General features: G+C 68.2%; 17 protein-coding genes and 2 tRNA genes. 14 read left to right on the plus strand and 5 right to left on the minus strand.

Annotated elements, in window-relative coordinates; genetic code table 11:
- Nucleotides 1–9 precede the first annotated feature (9 nt).
- The 6 genes from clpS (at nucleotide 10) to IEX71_RS16515 (ending at nucleotide 3,574) form a co-directional block, all read left to right on the plus strand.
- Complete coding sequence (clpS, locus tag IEX71_RS16490; protein WP_188838139.1) at nucleotides 10–312, plus strand: ATP-dependent Clp protease adapter ClpS; 303 nt, start codon at nucleotides 10–12, stop codon at nucleotides 310–312.
- Nucleotides 312–893, plus strand: a complete 582-nt coding sequence (locus IEX71_RS16495) for a DUF2017 domain-containing protein (RefSeq protein ID WP_188838140.1) — start codon at nucleotides 312–314, stop codon at nucleotides 891–893. The genes clpS and IEX71_RS16495 overlap by 1 nt, the downstream gene beginning before the upstream one ends.
- A gap of 90 nt (nucleotides 894–983) precedes the next feature.
- A complete protein-coding gene (gltX, locus tag IEX71_RS16500) occupies nucleotides 984–2,516 on the plus strand; it encodes a glutamate--tRNA ligase (protein ID WP_188838141.1) in 1,533 nt (510 codons plus the stop codon).
- A gap of 27 nt (nucleotides 2,517–2,543) precedes the next feature.
- Nucleotides 2,544–3,305 (plus strand): HAD family hydrolase, encoded by a 762-nt coding sequence (locus IEX71_RS16505; RefSeq protein ID WP_188838142.1) that lies wholly within the window; start codon nucleotides 2,544–2,546, stop codon nucleotides 3,303–3,305.
- A gap of 60 nt (nucleotides 3,306–3,365) precedes the next feature.
- Nucleotides 3,366–3,440 (plus strand) — tRNA-Gln (locus tag IEX71_RS16510).
- 61 nt (nucleotides 3,441–3,501) lie between these two features.
- Nucleotides 3,502–3,574 (plus strand) — tRNA-Glu (locus IEX71_RS16515).
- Nucleotides 3,575–3,636: 62 nt separating this feature from the next.
- Here IEX71_RS16515 and IEX71_RS16520 read toward each other — a convergent pair.
- Nucleotides 3,637–4,479: a LysR family transcriptional regulator gene (locus IEX71_RS16520; RefSeq protein ID WP_188838143.1), complete on the minus strand. Its 843-nt coding sequence runs from the start codon at nucleotides 4,477–4,479 to the stop codon at nucleotides 3,637–3,639.
- A gap of 90 nt (nucleotides 4,480–4,569) precedes the next feature.
- Between IEX71_RS16520 and IEX71_RS16525 the strand changes: the two genes are divergently transcribed.
- The 3 genes from IEX71_RS16525 to IEX71_RS16535 are packed head-to-tail and all read left to right on the plus strand — an operon-like array spanning nucleotide 4,570 to nucleotide 6,374.
- The gene (locus IEX71_RS16525) at nucleotides 4,570–5,487 is read left to right on the plus strand and encodes a DMT family transporter (protein ID WP_229749806.1); all 918 of its coding nucleotides are present in this window, start codon (nucleotides 4,570–4,572) and stop codon (nucleotides 5,485–5,487) included.
- A gap of 14 nt (nucleotides 5,488–5,501) precedes the next feature.
- Nucleotides 5,502–6,083 carry a histone deacetylase gene (locus IEX71_RS16530; RefSeq protein ID WP_188838145.1) on the plus strand — a complete coding sequence of 194 codons (582 nt, stop codon included), beginning with the start codon at nucleotides 5,502–5,504 and terminating at the stop codon, nucleotides 6,081–6,083.
- Between the two features lie 21 nt (nucleotides 6,084–6,104).
- Nucleotides 6,105–6,374, plus strand: coding sequence for a hypothetical protein (locus IEX71_RS16535; RefSeq protein WP_188838146.1), 270 nt, complete (start codon nucleotides 6,105–6,107; stop codon nucleotides 6,372–6,374).
- Nucleotides 6,375–6,460: 86 nt separating this feature from the next.
- Here the strand turns inward: IEX71_RS16535 and IEX71_RS16540 are convergent, their stop codons facing one another.
- Nucleotides 6,461–7,207 carry an IclR family transcriptional regulator gene (locus IEX71_RS16540; RefSeq protein WP_188838147.1) on the minus strand — a complete coding sequence of 249 codons (747 nt, stop codon included), beginning with the start codon at nucleotides 7,205–7,207 and terminating at the stop codon, nucleotides 6,461–6,463.
- Between the two features lie 132 nt (nucleotides 7,208–7,339).
- Between IEX71_RS16540 and leuC the strand changes: the two genes are divergently transcribed.
- From leuC to IEX71_RS16555, 3 genes are all read left to right on the plus strand, one after another.
- A complete protein-coding gene (leuC, locus tag IEX71_RS16545; RefSeq protein ID WP_188838148.1) occupies nucleotides 7,340–8,743 on the plus strand; it encodes a 3-isopropylmalate dehydratase large subunit in 1,404 nt (467 codons plus the stop codon).
- Nucleotides 8,744–8,766: 23 nt separating this feature from the next.
- Nucleotides 8,767–9,360: a 3-isopropylmalate dehydratase small subunit gene (gene leuD / locus IEX71_RS16550; RefSeq protein WP_188838149.1), complete on the plus strand. Its 594-nt coding sequence runs from the start codon at nucleotides 8,767–8,769 to the stop codon at nucleotides 9,358–9,360.
- Nucleotides 9,361–9,676: 316 nt separating this feature from the next.
- A complete protein-coding gene (locus IEX71_RS16555) occupies nucleotides 9,677–10,288 on the plus strand; it encodes an HU family DNA-binding protein (protein WP_188838150.1) in 612 nt (203 codons plus the stop codon).
- Between the two features lie 88 nt (nucleotides 10,289–10,376).
- Here IEX71_RS16555 and IEX71_RS16560 read toward each other — a convergent pair whose 3' ends face one another.
- Both IEX71_RS16560 and cofC read right to left on the minus strand, forming a co-directional pair.
- A complete protein-coding gene (locus IEX71_RS16560; RefSeq protein WP_188838151.1) occupies nucleotides 10,377–10,589 on the minus strand; it encodes a hypothetical protein in 213 nt (70 codons plus the stop codon).
- A 9-nt stretch (nucleotides 10,590–10,598) separates the two neighbouring features.
- Complete coding sequence (gene cofC, locus IEX71_RS16565; protein WP_188838152.1) at nucleotides 10,599–11,228, minus strand: 2-phospho-L-lactate guanylyltransferase; 630 nt, start codon at nucleotides 11,226–11,228, stop codon at nucleotides 10,599–10,601.
- 167 nt (nucleotides 11,229–11,395) lie between these two features.
- On the opposite strand from cofC, the gene IEX71_RS16570 reads away from it, so the two are divergent.
- A complete protein-coding gene (locus IEX71_RS16570; RefSeq protein ID WP_229749807.1) occupies nucleotides 11,396–12,181 on the plus strand; it encodes a lysophospholipid acyltransferase family protein in 786 nt (261 codons plus the stop codon).
- Nucleotides 12,178–13,179 (plus strand): NAD(P)H-dependent glycerol-3-phosphate dehydrogenase, encoded by a 1,002-nt coding sequence (locus IEX71_RS16575; protein WP_188838153.1) that lies wholly within the window; start codon nucleotides 12,178–12,180, stop codon nucleotides 13,177–13,179. Before IEX71_RS16570 ends, IEX71_RS16575 begins: the two co-directional genes overlap by 4 nt.
- Here the strand turns inward: IEX71_RS16575 and IEX71_RS16580 are convergent.
- Complete coding sequence (locus tag IEX71_RS16580) at nucleotides 13,172–14,239, minus strand: trans-sulfuration enzyme family protein (RefSeq protein WP_188838154.1); 1,068 nt, start codon at nucleotides 14,237–14,239, stop codon at nucleotides 13,172–13,174. The genes IEX71_RS16575 and IEX71_RS16580 overlap by 8 nt on opposite strands.
- Nucleotides 14,240–14,295: the final 56 nt, after the last annotated feature.

Raw genomic sequence — 14,295 nt, forward strand, 5'->3', positions numbered from 1 at the left:
GTTGGGAGCGTGTCTGTTGCACCCCCGGAGCATGCCTCGCCCGACGTCGACCTCGACGTCGAGGCGATCGAGCAGACCGATCAGCCCTGGGTGACGATCGTCTGGAACGATCCGGTCAACCTCATGTCCTATGTCTCCTGGGTGTTCCAGAACTACTTCGGGTACTCGCAGGCGAAGGCCGAGAAGCTGATGATGACGGTCCACCGAGAAGGCCGTGCGGTGGTCTCCAGCGGACCACGGGAGCGGATGGAGACCGACACCGAGGCGATGCAGGGATACGGCCTGTGGGCCACCTTCGAGAAGGACTCCTGATGGCAACCGCGTTCAAGCGGAAGGGTTCTCGGGTCGTCGCGCGCTTTGACGAGAACGAACGCACCATCGTGCGTGAACTGTTGGACCAGACCCGCGAGTTGCTCACACCGAGCGGGGGCCTGAGCGGCGACCCGGTCGAGGACATGTTCGCCGGTCTCGGCACCGCACCGGATCCGGAGGAACTGGCGCGCCGTGATCCGGCGCTGGCCAGACTGCTGCCCGACGGGCACCGTGACGACCCCGAGATGGCGGCGGAGTTCCGCGCGCTGACCGAGCACAGCCTGCGTCAGCGGAAGGTCGCCACACTGACCACCGCGATCGAGGCGCTCGACCAGCCGAGCGCACGCGACAAGCTGGAGCTCGATCTCGGTCAGGCGCAGGCGCTGCTCGTCGGGCTGGCGGACGTGCGGCTCGCCCTGGGCGAGCGGCTGCGGCTGCGCACCGACGAGGACAGCGAACGGCTGCAGGACGACCTGTCCGACGCGGGGGCGGACGCCGCGGAGGACCCACGCCTGGCCATCGGCCTCTACTACGACTTCCTCACCTGGATGCAGGAGTCGCTGGCCGGAGTATTGCTGTAGGTCACCCCACGAAGTTCCTCCCCTGCGCTCTAGCCGGGACCCCGACGCCTTGCCCGGCGTGATCTCGCCAGGCAATAGGATTCGGGCATCATGAGCACCTCGCCTGCAGCTGAATCCGTCCGCAAGCCACGCCTGCGCGTCGCGCCGTCACCGACCGGCGACCCGCACGTCGGCACGGCATACGTCTCGATCTTCGATCTCGCGTTCGCGCGCCAGCAGGGTGGCAGCTTCATCCTGCGCATCGAGGACACCGACCGCGCACGCTTCCAGGAGGACAGCGAGCAGCAGCTCTACGACACGCTGCACTGGCTGGGGCTCGGCTGGGACGAGGGTCCGGACAAGGGCGGCCCCTTCGCGCCGTACAAGCAGTCGGAGCGCCTGGACACCTACCGCCCGTATGTCGAGCAGCTCATCGCCGATGGCCACGCCTACCACTGCTGGTGCTCCAGCGAGCGGTTGAAGGAGATGCGCGAGGTCCAGCAGAAGACCAAGCAGCCGACCGGTTACGACCGGATGTGCCTGGGCAAGACCAAGGAGGAGCGGGCGAAGCTGCCCGGTTTCAACGAGACACCGGTCGTGCGGATGCACATCCCCGACGACGCGCCGCTGCAGTTCGACGACCTGATCATGGGCCCGACGAAGGCACCACGCCCGGACGACCAGGTCATCCTTAAGGCGGACGGCTTCCCGACATACCACCTGGCGGTCGTGGTCGACGACCACCTGATGAAGATCACCCACGTGGTCCGCGGCCAGGAATGGATCTCCTCCACGCCCAAGCACATCCTGCTCTATCAGTGGCTGGGCTGGGAGGCGCCGCAGTTCGCGCACATCCCGCTGTTGCGTGACGAGAAGAAGGCGAAGATCTCCAAGCGCAAGAGTCCGTGGGCCAAGCTCACCTGGTTCCAGGAGCAGGGTTACCTGCCCGAGGCGTTGGTCAACTTCCTTGCACTGCAAGGGCATCCGCCGATCATCGAGGGGGATGGGACCGAGCGCGAGACCTTCAGTTTCGAGGAGTTCAGCGAGCACTTCGCCTGGGGCAAGATCAACCCCGCGGGCGCGGTCTTCAACCTCGACAAGCTGCTGTGGCTCAACGGGCACTACCTGCGCGAGTTGACCGAGCAGGACCTCGCGCAACGGCTGCTGCCGTTCCTGCAGCGTGATGGCGCCCTGCCGCAGCCGGCGTCCCTGCCGGAGCTCGGTCGGTTGAACGAAATCGTGCCGCTCATCCAGACGCGCATCAATCTGCTCTCCGAGGCGACCCCGCTGGTCGCGCCCTTCTATGTCGCCGACGATGCGCTGGAGATCGCCGAGGACGCGCGCAAGCAGCTGAAGGAGAGCGCCCCGGAGGTGCTCGATGCGGCCATCGCCGCACTGGAGCCGATCAGCGGCGCCATCGGCAACCCGGACGGCAGCGGACGCGAGTGGACCGCTGCGCGCCTCGAGGAGGCGTTGCGGGCCGCCATCGTCGACGGGCTCGGTATCAAGCCGCGGCTGGCGTTCGGTCCGATCCGCACCGCGGTGTCCGGGCAGCGCATCTCACCGCCGCTCTTCGAGTCCATGGAGATCCTGGGCAAGGAGTCGACGCTACGCCGGCTGAAGGCGTTGCGCGCGACCGTCTGAGCCGCTCCCGATCGGAAAGCACTGCGAATGAAGCCTCTTCGGCTGCCGACGAAGGCGGTCCTGCTCGACATCGACGACACGCTGGTCGACACCACATCGGCCATGATCGGCGCGGGCGTCGTCGGTATGGCGGCGGTATGGCCCGAGCAGGACCCGCAGTGGCACGAGCACGCCTCGGTGCGTTTCCGGACCGACCCGGGTGGCTTCTTCCGTCGTTACACCGCCGGCGAGCTCGACTTCGAGACGATGCGTGCGCACCGGCTGGCCGAGGTCGGGGCGGCACACGGGCTGCCGGTGCCGTCGCGTGCCCTCGAGATGTACGAGGAGGCGTTCCGCCCCGCCTTCCTGGCGCGTCAGCACCGGTATGACGACGTGCTGCCCTTCCTGCGCGCGTGCGACGAAGTCGGCATCGCGGTCGGCGCACTCACCAACTCGTCGGAGGACGCGACGCTGCCGAAGCTCGAGGCAACCTGCCTGGCTGATCGCTTCGGCGCGCTCGTCACGCGGGACACCCTCGGCTTCGGCAAGCCCGATGCGCGGGTCTTCCGGGCGGCCTGTGAGCGCCTGGGCAGCGAGCCGAGCCGGACGGCATACATCGGTGACGAGTGGGAGGCGGACATCGTGGGCGCAAGGGACGCCGGACTGCACCCGATCTGGTTGCGACGACGCGGCGACAACACGCCGGGGGCTCCGCTGGATGTGCCGTTCATCACGTCGCTGGCGGAGGTGTCGCCGGTCGTCGACGGACTCGAGGTCCCCGATTTGGGCGCAACGCCTTCCACCGGGTAGTGTTTCGCCTCGGTTCACCTCGTCGGACGGCGTCAGGCCAACGATGAAGTGATACCCCCATGGGGTATGGTGTAATCGGCAGCACGACTGATTCTGGTTCAGTTAGTCTAGGTTCGAGTCCTGGTACCCCAGCCATCGGCGAGAGATCGCCGATTCGGCGAAATCACCCGGTTGCGGGTATGGTTTCACCGGTCGCGGCCCCATCGTATAGCGGCCTAGTACGTCGCCCTCTCACGGCGGTAACGCGGGTTCGAATCCCGCTGGGGTCACGTAGAGACGAAGCGCCCGAGTCCTCCAGGACTCGGGCGCTTTCGTAATTGCCACCGGTATCTCAGCCTTGCATCGCCTGCCGTACGGCCCTCGTGACCGCGCGGACGGCTGAGGCAGGAGTCGCTGGGGCGGTGCGCACCGACATACGAACCTCGGGCGGCTGGGGCAACTCGGTGCGCTCGACGAGACCCTCGGGTGCACGGCCGATGTGGGGGAGCAGGATGACGCCGAGGCCGGCGCGAGCGGCCGAGTAACCGCCGGAGAGGTTCGACACCTCCACCACGAGTTCGTGCTCCCTGCCGGCCGCTGACAGCGTGTCGAATGTCGGTCGCCGCAGCATGCACGGCTCGTCGAAGGCGATCACCGGGAGCGGTCCGTCGGTCGGTGCCCGGAAGTCCTGCGCGGCGAACCAACGCAGCCGCAGGCGACTGCGCTCGGCCGGCGCCGGGGTCGCGAGCTCGGCGAGGACGATCAGATCCGCGACGCCGTCCTCGAGGGCGCGCTCGACGTGTGCGGTGCGGTCGAGCCGGAAGCGGAATCCGGTGCTCGGGAGTGCCTCACGCAGGGCGCCGGAGATCTCCGGCAGCAGCATCTCGGCGGCGTGCTCGGAGGCACCGATCGTGAGGGTGCGCGAGTCCGGGCTCTCGAAGAGCCGTACGGCGTCGTCGTGCGCGGCCAGGATGCGCCGGGCGCTGCGGAGCAGTTGGTCGCCGTCGGGCGTGAACCGGGTCTGGCGCCCGCTGCGTTCGACCAGCTGCCGACCGGTCGCCTGCTCGAGCCTGCGCACGTGCTGGCTGACCGCGGATTGCGTCAGGTGCAGGGTCATGGCAGCCCGGTGGAAGCCGCCGGCGCCGGCGATGGCCACGAGGGAGCGCAGCGGGGTGATGTCGAGCGTTGCCGTCATGCAGTCACCATAACTGAACAGCAATGCTGATCGATAATGATCACTGATCATTGTTGGACGTGGGCGTGCCTGGCGATCGACGATGGACACGTGAAGCTCTCACTGCGTCTGTCGACCGTCGTCGTCGTCCTCTACGCCCTCGGCTATCCCGTCGGAGCGCTCGCCGTTCAGGCGATGTCGCCGGGGTTGGTGCTGCTCGTGCGCTTCGCGGTGTCGGCGCCGATCCTGCTGTTGCTCGCCGCGCGGCGCGGGGTGCCGTGGCCGCGTGGTGCTCAGTTGGGCCATGTGGCGGTCGTCGGGTTGCTCATCCAGGCGGTGCAGTTCATCGGCTGCTACGAAGCTCTCAGCCTGGGTATGTCGCCGGTGCTCGTTGCATTGATCATCTCGATGAATCCCGTTGTCACCGCGGCACTTTCCCGGCCGATGCTGGGGGAGCAGCTGGATCGCCGGCGGGTGCTGGCTCTCGTCCTCGCCGTCGCAGCCGTCCTGGTCGCCTTCGCCGGCCGGCTGGGGTCGGCCGGGTCCGTCGGCGTGGGCGTGGTCGGCGTGCTGATCGCGGTGTTGGGGCTGTCGCTCGGCGGGGTCTACCAGCAGCGCTATGTGCGCGGGGTCGATCCGATCATGAGCGCCGGGGTCGGGATCCTCGCGTCCGTGCCGGCGGCGATCGTCTTCGCAGCGACCCGTCCGATGCAGGTCGACCGACCGGCGCAGGCCGTGTGGTCGATGGCCGCGATGATCATCTTCAGCTCGTTGCTGGGGATGACGTTCTATCTCGCAGCGTTGCGTCGCGGCGGTGCCGGTCAGGTGGCGATGCTCTTCGCCGTCATACCATCGGTGTCGGCGGTGCTCAGCTGGGTGCTGGTCGGTGACCGACCGGATGCCGGCGTGCTGGGCGGTCTCGTGCTCGGCGCTGCAGCCTGTGTGCTCGGCCGGGCCAGGGGCGCTACGCGACCGGTGACGCATGCTCCTGAGCGGCCGTGCCCCGGCCGTTTGGAATCGGTGCGGTGAGTGATGATCGAAGCATGGCCACACACGTCTGGTATGCGTCGTACGGATCCAATCTCTCGCCGCAGCGGTTCGACTGCTACGTCAGTGGTGGCCGGCCCGAGGGCGCACGGCGGACCTACACAGGATGCCGTGACACCGCGATGCCCACCGGCTGCCGCCCGACGTCGTTGCCCGGACGAGTTCTGTTCGGCGGGGAGTCGAGTGTCTGGGGCGGTGGCACGGCCTTCTACGATCCGCAGGATGCGGGCCCGTCGCTGGCCACGGCGTATCGCCTGACGGTGGAGCAGTTCGCGGACGTGTGGTTCCAGGAACGCCACCTGCCCGTCGGCGGCGAGCTGCCGCTGGCCGAGTTGATCGGGGCCGGTGAATGGGTCGCCGGCGAGGACCTCTACGACCGGGTCCTGGTCGCCGGCGCGATCGAGGACGAACCGGTGCTGACCTTCACGTTCCCGGCGACCGTGCACGTGCAGGAGCAACCGCCATCACCGGCGTATGCCGCGACCATCGAGCGCGGACTCATCGCGACGCACGGGCTGGAGCGTGAGGAGGCGGCGGCATACATCGCCCGACTGGTGAGTGGACGGATGCCGGGCTGAGCCGGTAGGTAGTCTCGGCGCGTGTGGATCTGGGTTGTGCTGTTGCTGGTCGTGGTGGCCGTCGTCGTCTGGCTGGCACGTGCACGGCGCGCCGGTGCTACCGAGGTGACGGCCGAACAGATCGAGGAGTCCGACCTGCGGTTGACGCACGAAGCGCGCGTGGCGGTCGGCGGCGCCATCGTGAGGGGCAAGAAGGTCCTCGCCATCAAGCTCTACCGCGACAGCACGGGTGCCGACCTCGCGACGAGCCGAGCGGCCGTCGACAAGTGGTACAAGGGGATTCACGGATAGCGTCGGCGATCGCGTGGTGGATGCGGCGCTGCGCAGCACGCTCGGACTTTTCCGAACGCGCCGCGCAGTCTCGTGCTGAGTCGTGATCAGGCGGACTCGCCGCGCCGCGCGGTGGCAGCATGCGCCCGCGCGAGCACCTCGGTGAGCTTGTTCGCGCCAGCGACGACGGTGCCCGCGTGCAGGCGGCCGGGCTGACGCGAGACCCGCTCGATCGGGCCGGAGATGGAGACAGCCGCGATGACGCGACCCGAGGGTCCGCGCACAGGTGCCGAGACGGATGCGACGCCCTGCTCGCGCTCGCTGACGCTCTGGGCCCAACCGCGACGCCGGACGGCCGACAACATGGTGGCGGTGAACTTCGCGCCGTGCAGCCCGCGGTGCAGCCGGTCCGGCTCCTCCCAGGCGAGCAGGATCTGCGCGGCGGATCCGGCCTGCATGGTCAGCGTCGCGCCGACCGGGATCGAGTCGCGCAGCCCCATCGGGCGGTCCGCGGCTGCGACGCAGATGCGCTGGTCGCCCTGGCGGCGGTAGAGCTGTGCACTCTCTCCGCAGTGATCGCGCAGGGCGCCGAGCACCGGACCGGCGGCAGCCAGCAGCCGGTCCTCGCCGGCCGCGGAGGCGAGTTCGGCCAGCCGCGGACCGAGGATGAACCGGCCCTGTACGTCCCGAGCGACCAGGCGGTGGTGCTCGAGCGCGACGGCCAGTCGATGGGCCGTGGGGCGGGCGAGTCCGGTGTGTGCGACCAGTTGGGCGAGGGTTGACGGGCCGGCTTCGAGGGCAGAAAGCACAACGGCGGCCTTGTCCAGAACGCCGACTCCGCTAGAGTTGTCCATGCACTGATACTGACGTCTCAGTCCGCGAGACGCAAGTCCTTGGGGTGAGTTTCGCGGTCAGGCTCGGTCGGCAACACGCAAATCCTGGGCGACTTCCGCCTACGGATCAGGCTCGATGAAGGAGGGTCCGACGTGGGAAACACGTTGGCAGAAAAGGTTTGGGAGCAGCACGTCGTACGTCAGGCGGACGGCGAGCCGGATCTGCTCTACATCGACCTCCACCTCATCCACGAGGTGACCAGTCCGCAGGCGTTCGAGGGACTCCGACTGGCCGGCCGGGAGGTGCGCCGGCCGGACCTCACCGTCGCGACCGAGGACCACAACGTCCCCACGACCCCCGGCCCGATCACCGATGTGGTGAGCAGGACCCAGGTCGAGACGCTGCGCACCAACTGCAAGGAGTTCGGTGTCCGGCTCTATCCGATGGGTGACGCGGAGCAGGGCATCGTGCACATCATCGGACCACAGCTCGGGTTGACCCAGCCGGGTATGACGATCGTGTGCGGCGACAGCCACACCTCGACCCACGGTGCCTTCGGCGCGCTGTCGTTCGGCATCGGCACCAGCGAGGTCGAGCATGTACTGGCCACCCAGACGCTGCCGCTGAATCCCTTCAGGACCATGGCGATCAACATCGACGGCACGCTGCCCGATGGCGTCACGTCGAAGGACATCATCCTGGCCGTGATCGCCAAGATCGGGACCGGCGGCGGGCAGGGCTACGTGCTCGAGTACCGCGGCTCGGCGGTGCGTGAGATGTCCATGGAGGCCCGAATGACCATGTGCAACATGTCGATCGAGGCCGGCGCACGTGCCGGAATGGTCGCGCCGGACGAGACGACCTTCGCCTACCTGAAGGGACGCGATCACGCTCCGACGGGTGCCGACTGGGACGCCGCCGTCGAGTCGTGGTCGCAACTGGTCAGTGACGAGGACGCCGTCTTCGACGCCGAGATCAACATCGACGCCAGCGCCCTGACACCCTTCGTCACGTGGGGCACCAACCCCGGGCAGGGGCTGCCGCTCTCGGCCGTGGTGCCCGATCCGGAGAGCTTCGCCGGCGAGAACGACAAGGCCGCCGCGCAGCGCGCCATTGACTACATGGGCCTGACGCCGGGTATGCCGCTGCGCGAAATCCACGTGGACACAGTGTTTCTCGGATCGTGCACCAACGGTCGCATCGAGGACCTGCGGGCAGCTGCCGACGTCATCAAGGGCCGCAAGGTCGCCGACGGGGTGCGGATGCTGGTCGTGCCGGGGTCGGCGAAGGTTCGACTGCAGGCCGAAGGCGAGGGACTGGACAAGGTCTTCTCCGATGCGGGCGCCGAGTGGCGGCTGGCCGGGTGCTCGATGTGCCTGGGTATGAACCCCGATCAACTCGCAGTGGGGGAGCGCAGCGCCTCCACCTCCAACCGCAACTTCGAAGGCCGCCAGGGCAAGGGCGGTCGCACGCACTTGGTCAGCCCGTTGGTCGCCGCCGCGACCGCGGTGCGCGGCACCTTGTCGAGTCCGTCCGATCTTGTCACGAGCAACTGAGCCGCGAAGAGGAGCGACAGAGCATGGAGAAATTCACTCAGCACACCGGCGTCGGAGTTCCGTTGCGGCGCAGCAACGTTGACACCGACCAGATCATCCCCGCGGTCTACTTGAAGCGGGTCAGCCGCACCGGCTTCGAGGACGGTCTCTTCGCTGCCTGGCGGGGTGACGAGACGTTCGTCCTGAACAACCCACAGTTCGCTGATGGTTCGGTGCTCGTCGCAGGGCAGGACTTCGGCACGGGGTCATCACGTGAGCACGCGGTCTGGGCATTGATGGACTACGGCTTCCGGGTCGTCCTGTCGTCGCGCTTCGCCGACATCTTCCGTGGCAATGCCGGCAAGGCAGGGCTCTTGGCTGCTCAGCTTCGCCAGGAGGACATCGAATTGCTTTGGAAGCTCTTGGAGAACGAGCCGGGGACCCAGGTGACGGTCGACCTCGAGCAGCGGACCGTCGTCGCGGGCGAGCACGTCTTCGGTTTCGAGGTCGACGACTACATCCGCTGGCGCCTGCTCGAGGGCCTCGATGACATCAGTCTGACGTTGCGACACGCGGATCAGATCACAAATTTCGAATCTGCTCGACCGAGCTGGAAACCCTCGGCCCAGCCGGTCTGACCGGTCCTCGTCATACCACTTCGCGCGGGTGTCCCCACATGGGGGCCCCGCGCGAATTGCGTTGTCAACAAAAGAAGTTGACACGGGTCGATGGTGTATAGCGAGGGCGCCGCACCGTCGTCGCACACCTCTCGAAGGCACCATCCGCAGCGGTCCTGGAGTGCCCAAAGCTGTTGTGCCCTAGGCAAATAGAGCGGCGTTGCAGGTTGCCGACTTGACGCGGTGGGCATACCGTCTGTCTCAATCGAGCGTCAGCTTGAGGAACTGCAACAGGACGCCCGGTCGAACGCCGGCACCATCGAAGGGGATACGACCCATGAACAAGGCAGAGCTCATCCAGAGCCTGGAAACCCGTCTCGGCAGTAAGAAGGCAGCCAGTGACGCTCTGGAGGCTGTGGTGGATGCCATCATCCGCGAGGTCGCCAAGGGCAACAAGGTCGGCATCACCGGCTTCGGCACCTTCGAGAAGATCTCGCGCGCGGCCCGGACTGGCCGTAACCCGCGCACCGGCACAACGGTGCGCATCAAGAAGACCGCCGTGCCGAAGTTCAAGCCCGGCACCGCTTTCAAGACGGTCGTGGCCAACCCGCGCTCGCTGCCCAAGACCGGCAACGCCGGTGGTCGTGCATCGAGCGCTGACGCCGCACCGGCCAAGACCGCGGCCAAGAAGTCCACCGCGAAGAAGGCGACTACGGCCAAGAAGACCACCGCCAAGAAGGCCACTCCGGCCAAGGCGGCGGCGAAGAAGACCACCGCCAAGAAGGCCACTCCGGCCAAGGCAGCGGCGAAGAAGACCACCGCCAAGAAGGCCAATCCGGCCAAGGCGGCGGCGAAGAAGACCACCGCCAAGAAGGCCACTCCGGCCAAGGCGGCGGCCAAGAAGACCACCGCCAAGAAGAGCACTGCCAAGCGCGCAGCGCGTCGCTGAGGCGACCGCGGCACGACTTCGCACAGATCGGCGGCCCTTCCCGTGCATCACGGGAAGGGCCGCCGATCGCGTTGTGGGACGGGCTCGTTCAGCGAATGCGCTGCCCCGGCCCGATGCCCTCGATCCACAGGCGGCTCACGCCGTCGCCGTCGACCTCGATGCTGACGCGTTGTCCCACCCGCAGGTGGCGCAAGCTGGACTTCGCGAACGTCGCGTGGTCGACCTCGAGGACCCGGCCGTTGTCGGTCAGGACCGTGCCGGCGCCGGCGTCTTCGTCGAAAGTGTGGATCGTGGCTTGCATTGCTCCAGCCTAAGGCTGCTCCAGCAGCCGGCGGGTCCACGGCCCCACGCCGAGTTCGCGGGCGAGTCCGAGCGATTCGTCGTTGTCGACGTCGGTGCGCAGCCGTGGCAGGTCGAGGTGCAGCGTCGTGGCCGACCGTGCGTGGCGGGCGGCTGAGCCAGTCCCGAACCGAGGCACCAGCCTGCCGGCGTCGTGATGGGTGACGAGGACGGTGCCGGTGCCCTCGTGGTCCGGAACGACGGCCGCTTCGGTCGCCGCGCATGCCGCCAGGCCGTCGGTGAGTTCGGCCGCTGTGAGTGCGGGCAGGTCGCCGAGCAGGACGGCGGTCGGGCTGTGCGGAGCCCCCGCGGTGACCGCCGCAATCCCTGCTGCGACAGCGGCATTGAGACCGCGGCCAGGATCGTCCACCAGGGCGGCACCCGATCCGCGTAGCTGCAACCGGATCTCCGGGTCGGCCGTCACCACGAAGACCTGCCCGGCGGGGACCACCTCGAGGACGGTGTCCAGCGTGTCGAGCGCGAACGCGAGGGCGAGGTCCCGGCGGTGCACGCCGTCCGGTGGACGCAGCCGAGACTTGCCTCGAGCGCTGTGTTTCACCGGAACGATGACCTGCCAGGTCGAGGTGACTGCGGACTTCACGTGCACGATGTTCTCAGACGGCCCGGGATGCGTGTCGCGGCGGTTCACTTCCGACGCGGCCACACGATGGGACCGGGCACTTAGGATCACAGGTAGTGTCGCGCAGGAGGTGCGCGCAGCACCGCGTTGCTCGCGTGAGCGGACTGAAAGCAAAGGAGCCAGCACTCGTGTCGCGTCCCCCGATGACCGAGAACATCGAGCCGATGTACTCCAAGGTGATCACGACGCTCTACCCGGTGTTGCAGCGGATCACGCTGCGTGACTGGACCGGGATGGAGAACATCCCGCGTGACGGCGGGTTCGTCGCGGCGGCCAACCACATCTCCAACATGGACCATTTCCCGCTGGCGCACTTCTTGGTCGCTAACGGTCGGGCGCCGCACTATCTGGCCAAGTCGTCGCTGTTCAAGCCCCCGGGCGTGCGTCAGATACTGCACGGGACCGGTCAAATACCCGTCTACCGCGGCACCTCGCGTGCGACCACGGCGTTGTCGGCGGCCACCACTGCGCTGGAGCGTGGCGCGTGCGTGTGCGTCTACCCGGAGGGCACGATCACCCGCGAGCCGGACTTCTGGCCGATGGTGGGCAAGTCCGGCGCTGCGCGGCTGGCCCTGGAGAGCGGTGTGCCCCTGGTCCCGATGGCAATCTGGGGGACCCGGGAAATGATGTGGCCCTACCGGGACAAGCTGCCGAAGCTGTTGCCGCGCAAGCTGATCCACGTCTCCGCCGGTCCACCGATCAACCTCGACGATCTGCGCGACGGGCCGATCGACGGACAGCGACTACGGGTCGCGACCGTGCGGTTGATGGATGAGATCACCCGGCTGCTCGAAGGTATCCGCGACGAGCAGGCACCGGAGCAACGATTCGACCCGCGCACGCAACCGGCTGCGCGCGGCGGTGACAGGCGGTCGGGCAATACCGGTCCGTCGGACACGAAGGGCGACCGATGACTCGAGTGGCAGTGCTCGGCGGCGGCAACTGGGGCACGGCATACGCCGCGATCATGGCGGACGCAGGATGCACCGTGCGTCTGTGGGCGCGGCGTCAGAAGGTGGTTGACGAGATCAACACCGATCACGTCAACTCCGGCTATCTGCCCGATCGGGTTCTGCCGGACACGATCGCGGCGACCAGCTCGTATGCCGAGGCGTTGGACGACGCGGAGATCGTCGTGGTGGCGGTGCCGTCCCAGACACTGCGCGACAACCTCGCCGACTGGCGTGACCTGCTGCCGTCGGACGCGCCGGTCGTCTCCCTGATGAAGGGGATCGAGCTCGGCACCGGCGAACGCATGAGCCAGGTGATCGCGGAGGCCGGTGGCGTCGACGCCGACCGCATCGTCGTGGTGTCCGGCCCCAACCTCGCCCCCGAGATCGCGGCCCGGCAGCCGGCTGCCGCCGTCGTGGCAGCAGCCAGTCCGCGCGTGCGCGCCAAGGTCGCGGAGGCGAGCGCGACGGCATACTTCCGGCCCTACCTGGGCACCGACGTCGTCGGCACCGAGATCGCCGGCGCGACCAAGAACGTCATCGCGCTCGCAGTCGGTATGGCGTCCGGTATGGGCATGGGCGACAACACGATGGCGAGTCTGCTGACCCGCGGGTTGGCCGAGACCGCCCGGCTCGGAACGGCATTGGGCGCCGACCCGCAGACGTTCCTCGGGCTCGCCGGCGTCGGCGACCTGGTCGCGACCTGCGCATCGCCGCTGTCCCGCAACCGCACGTTCGGCTTCCGCCTCGGGCAGGGCATGTCGCTGCAGGAGGTCATTGACAGCACCAAGCAGACCGCCGAGGGCGTCAAGTCGTGCGAGTCGATCCTGCAGCTGGCTCAGAGTGTCGACGTCGACGTGCCGATCGTGGAGAACGTCGCGGCAGTCGTGCACGAGGGCCGCGATCCGAAGGACGTCGTCGGCGCCCTGATGTCACGCGCCCGCAAGCACGAGGTCAACTAGTTCTCAGGGCGGTGTCCAGGTCCTGCCACAGGTCCTCGACGTCCTCGATCCCGACCGACAGTCGCAGCAGCTCGTCCGGGACGCTCTCCGGTTCGGCCGCATGCCTGCGCCGACGCTCGAGCATCGACTCGACGCCACCGAGGCTCGTGGCGGGCAGCCACAACCGCACCGTGCGTTCGACCTGCTCCGCCGTGGCGCGTCCACCGACCGGTTCGATGCAGATGATGGCGCCGAACCCCGGGTAGCGCACCTGCGCAACAGCGTCGTGGCCGGCCAGCCGCTCGGCGAGCTGCGCGGCGTTCGCGCACGCGCGTTCCAGCCGCAGGTGCAGCGTCCGCAGGCCACGCAACGCCAGCCACGCCTCGTGAGGTCCGGGTATGGCGCCGTGCAACGTCCGGTGGCTGTGCAGACGCGCGTGCAGCGCACTGTCCTGTGTCACGAGCGCGCCGAGGACCACGTCGGAGTGACCGGCCAGGAACTTGGTCACCGAGTGCACCACGACGTCGGCACCCAGCTCCAGTGGCCGGGCCAACAATGGTGTGTTGAAGGTGTTGTCGACCACCGAGAGGACGCCGCGCCCGCGGGCCGCGGCGAGGATCGCCGGCAGGTCGGCGACCTCGAGCATCGGGTTCGTCGGAGACTCCAGCCAGACCAGGTCGGCGTCGGCGAGCGCTGCGACGACGGCCGCGGTGTCGGTCGGGTCGACGCGGCGTGCGGTCAGCCGATCCGTCCGGTCCAACTCGTCGACCAGAGAACTGCAGCCGTTGTAGACGTGTTGAGGGAGCACCACCGTGCCGCCCTGCGGAGTCAGCTCGAGGCACGCGCTGATGGCCGCCATACCGCTGCCGAAGGCGAGTGCCGACCCGCCCTCGAGGTCGCCGAGGACCTCCTCGAGCGCCTCCCACGTGCGGTTGGTGAAGCGGCCGTATGCCGGGCCGTCGCCCGCGACGTACGTGGAGCTGAGCTCGATGCCAGGGCCTGCCGGTGCCCCGGGTGTGCGGGCCGGACGTCCGAGTCCGACCAGTCGGGTGGCAGGGGAGTAGCTGACATCTTCAGACATGGGCACACCTTGGCACGCCGGGGCGTCGCGCGTCGCAGCCGTCCGCGTCCTTCGCG

The sequence above is a fragment of the Flexivirga endophytica genome (assembly GCF_014640635.1).
GTDB classification, from domain to species: Bacteria; Actinomycetota; Actinomycetes; order Actinomycetales; family Dermatophilaceae; genus Flexivirga; species Flexivirga endophytica.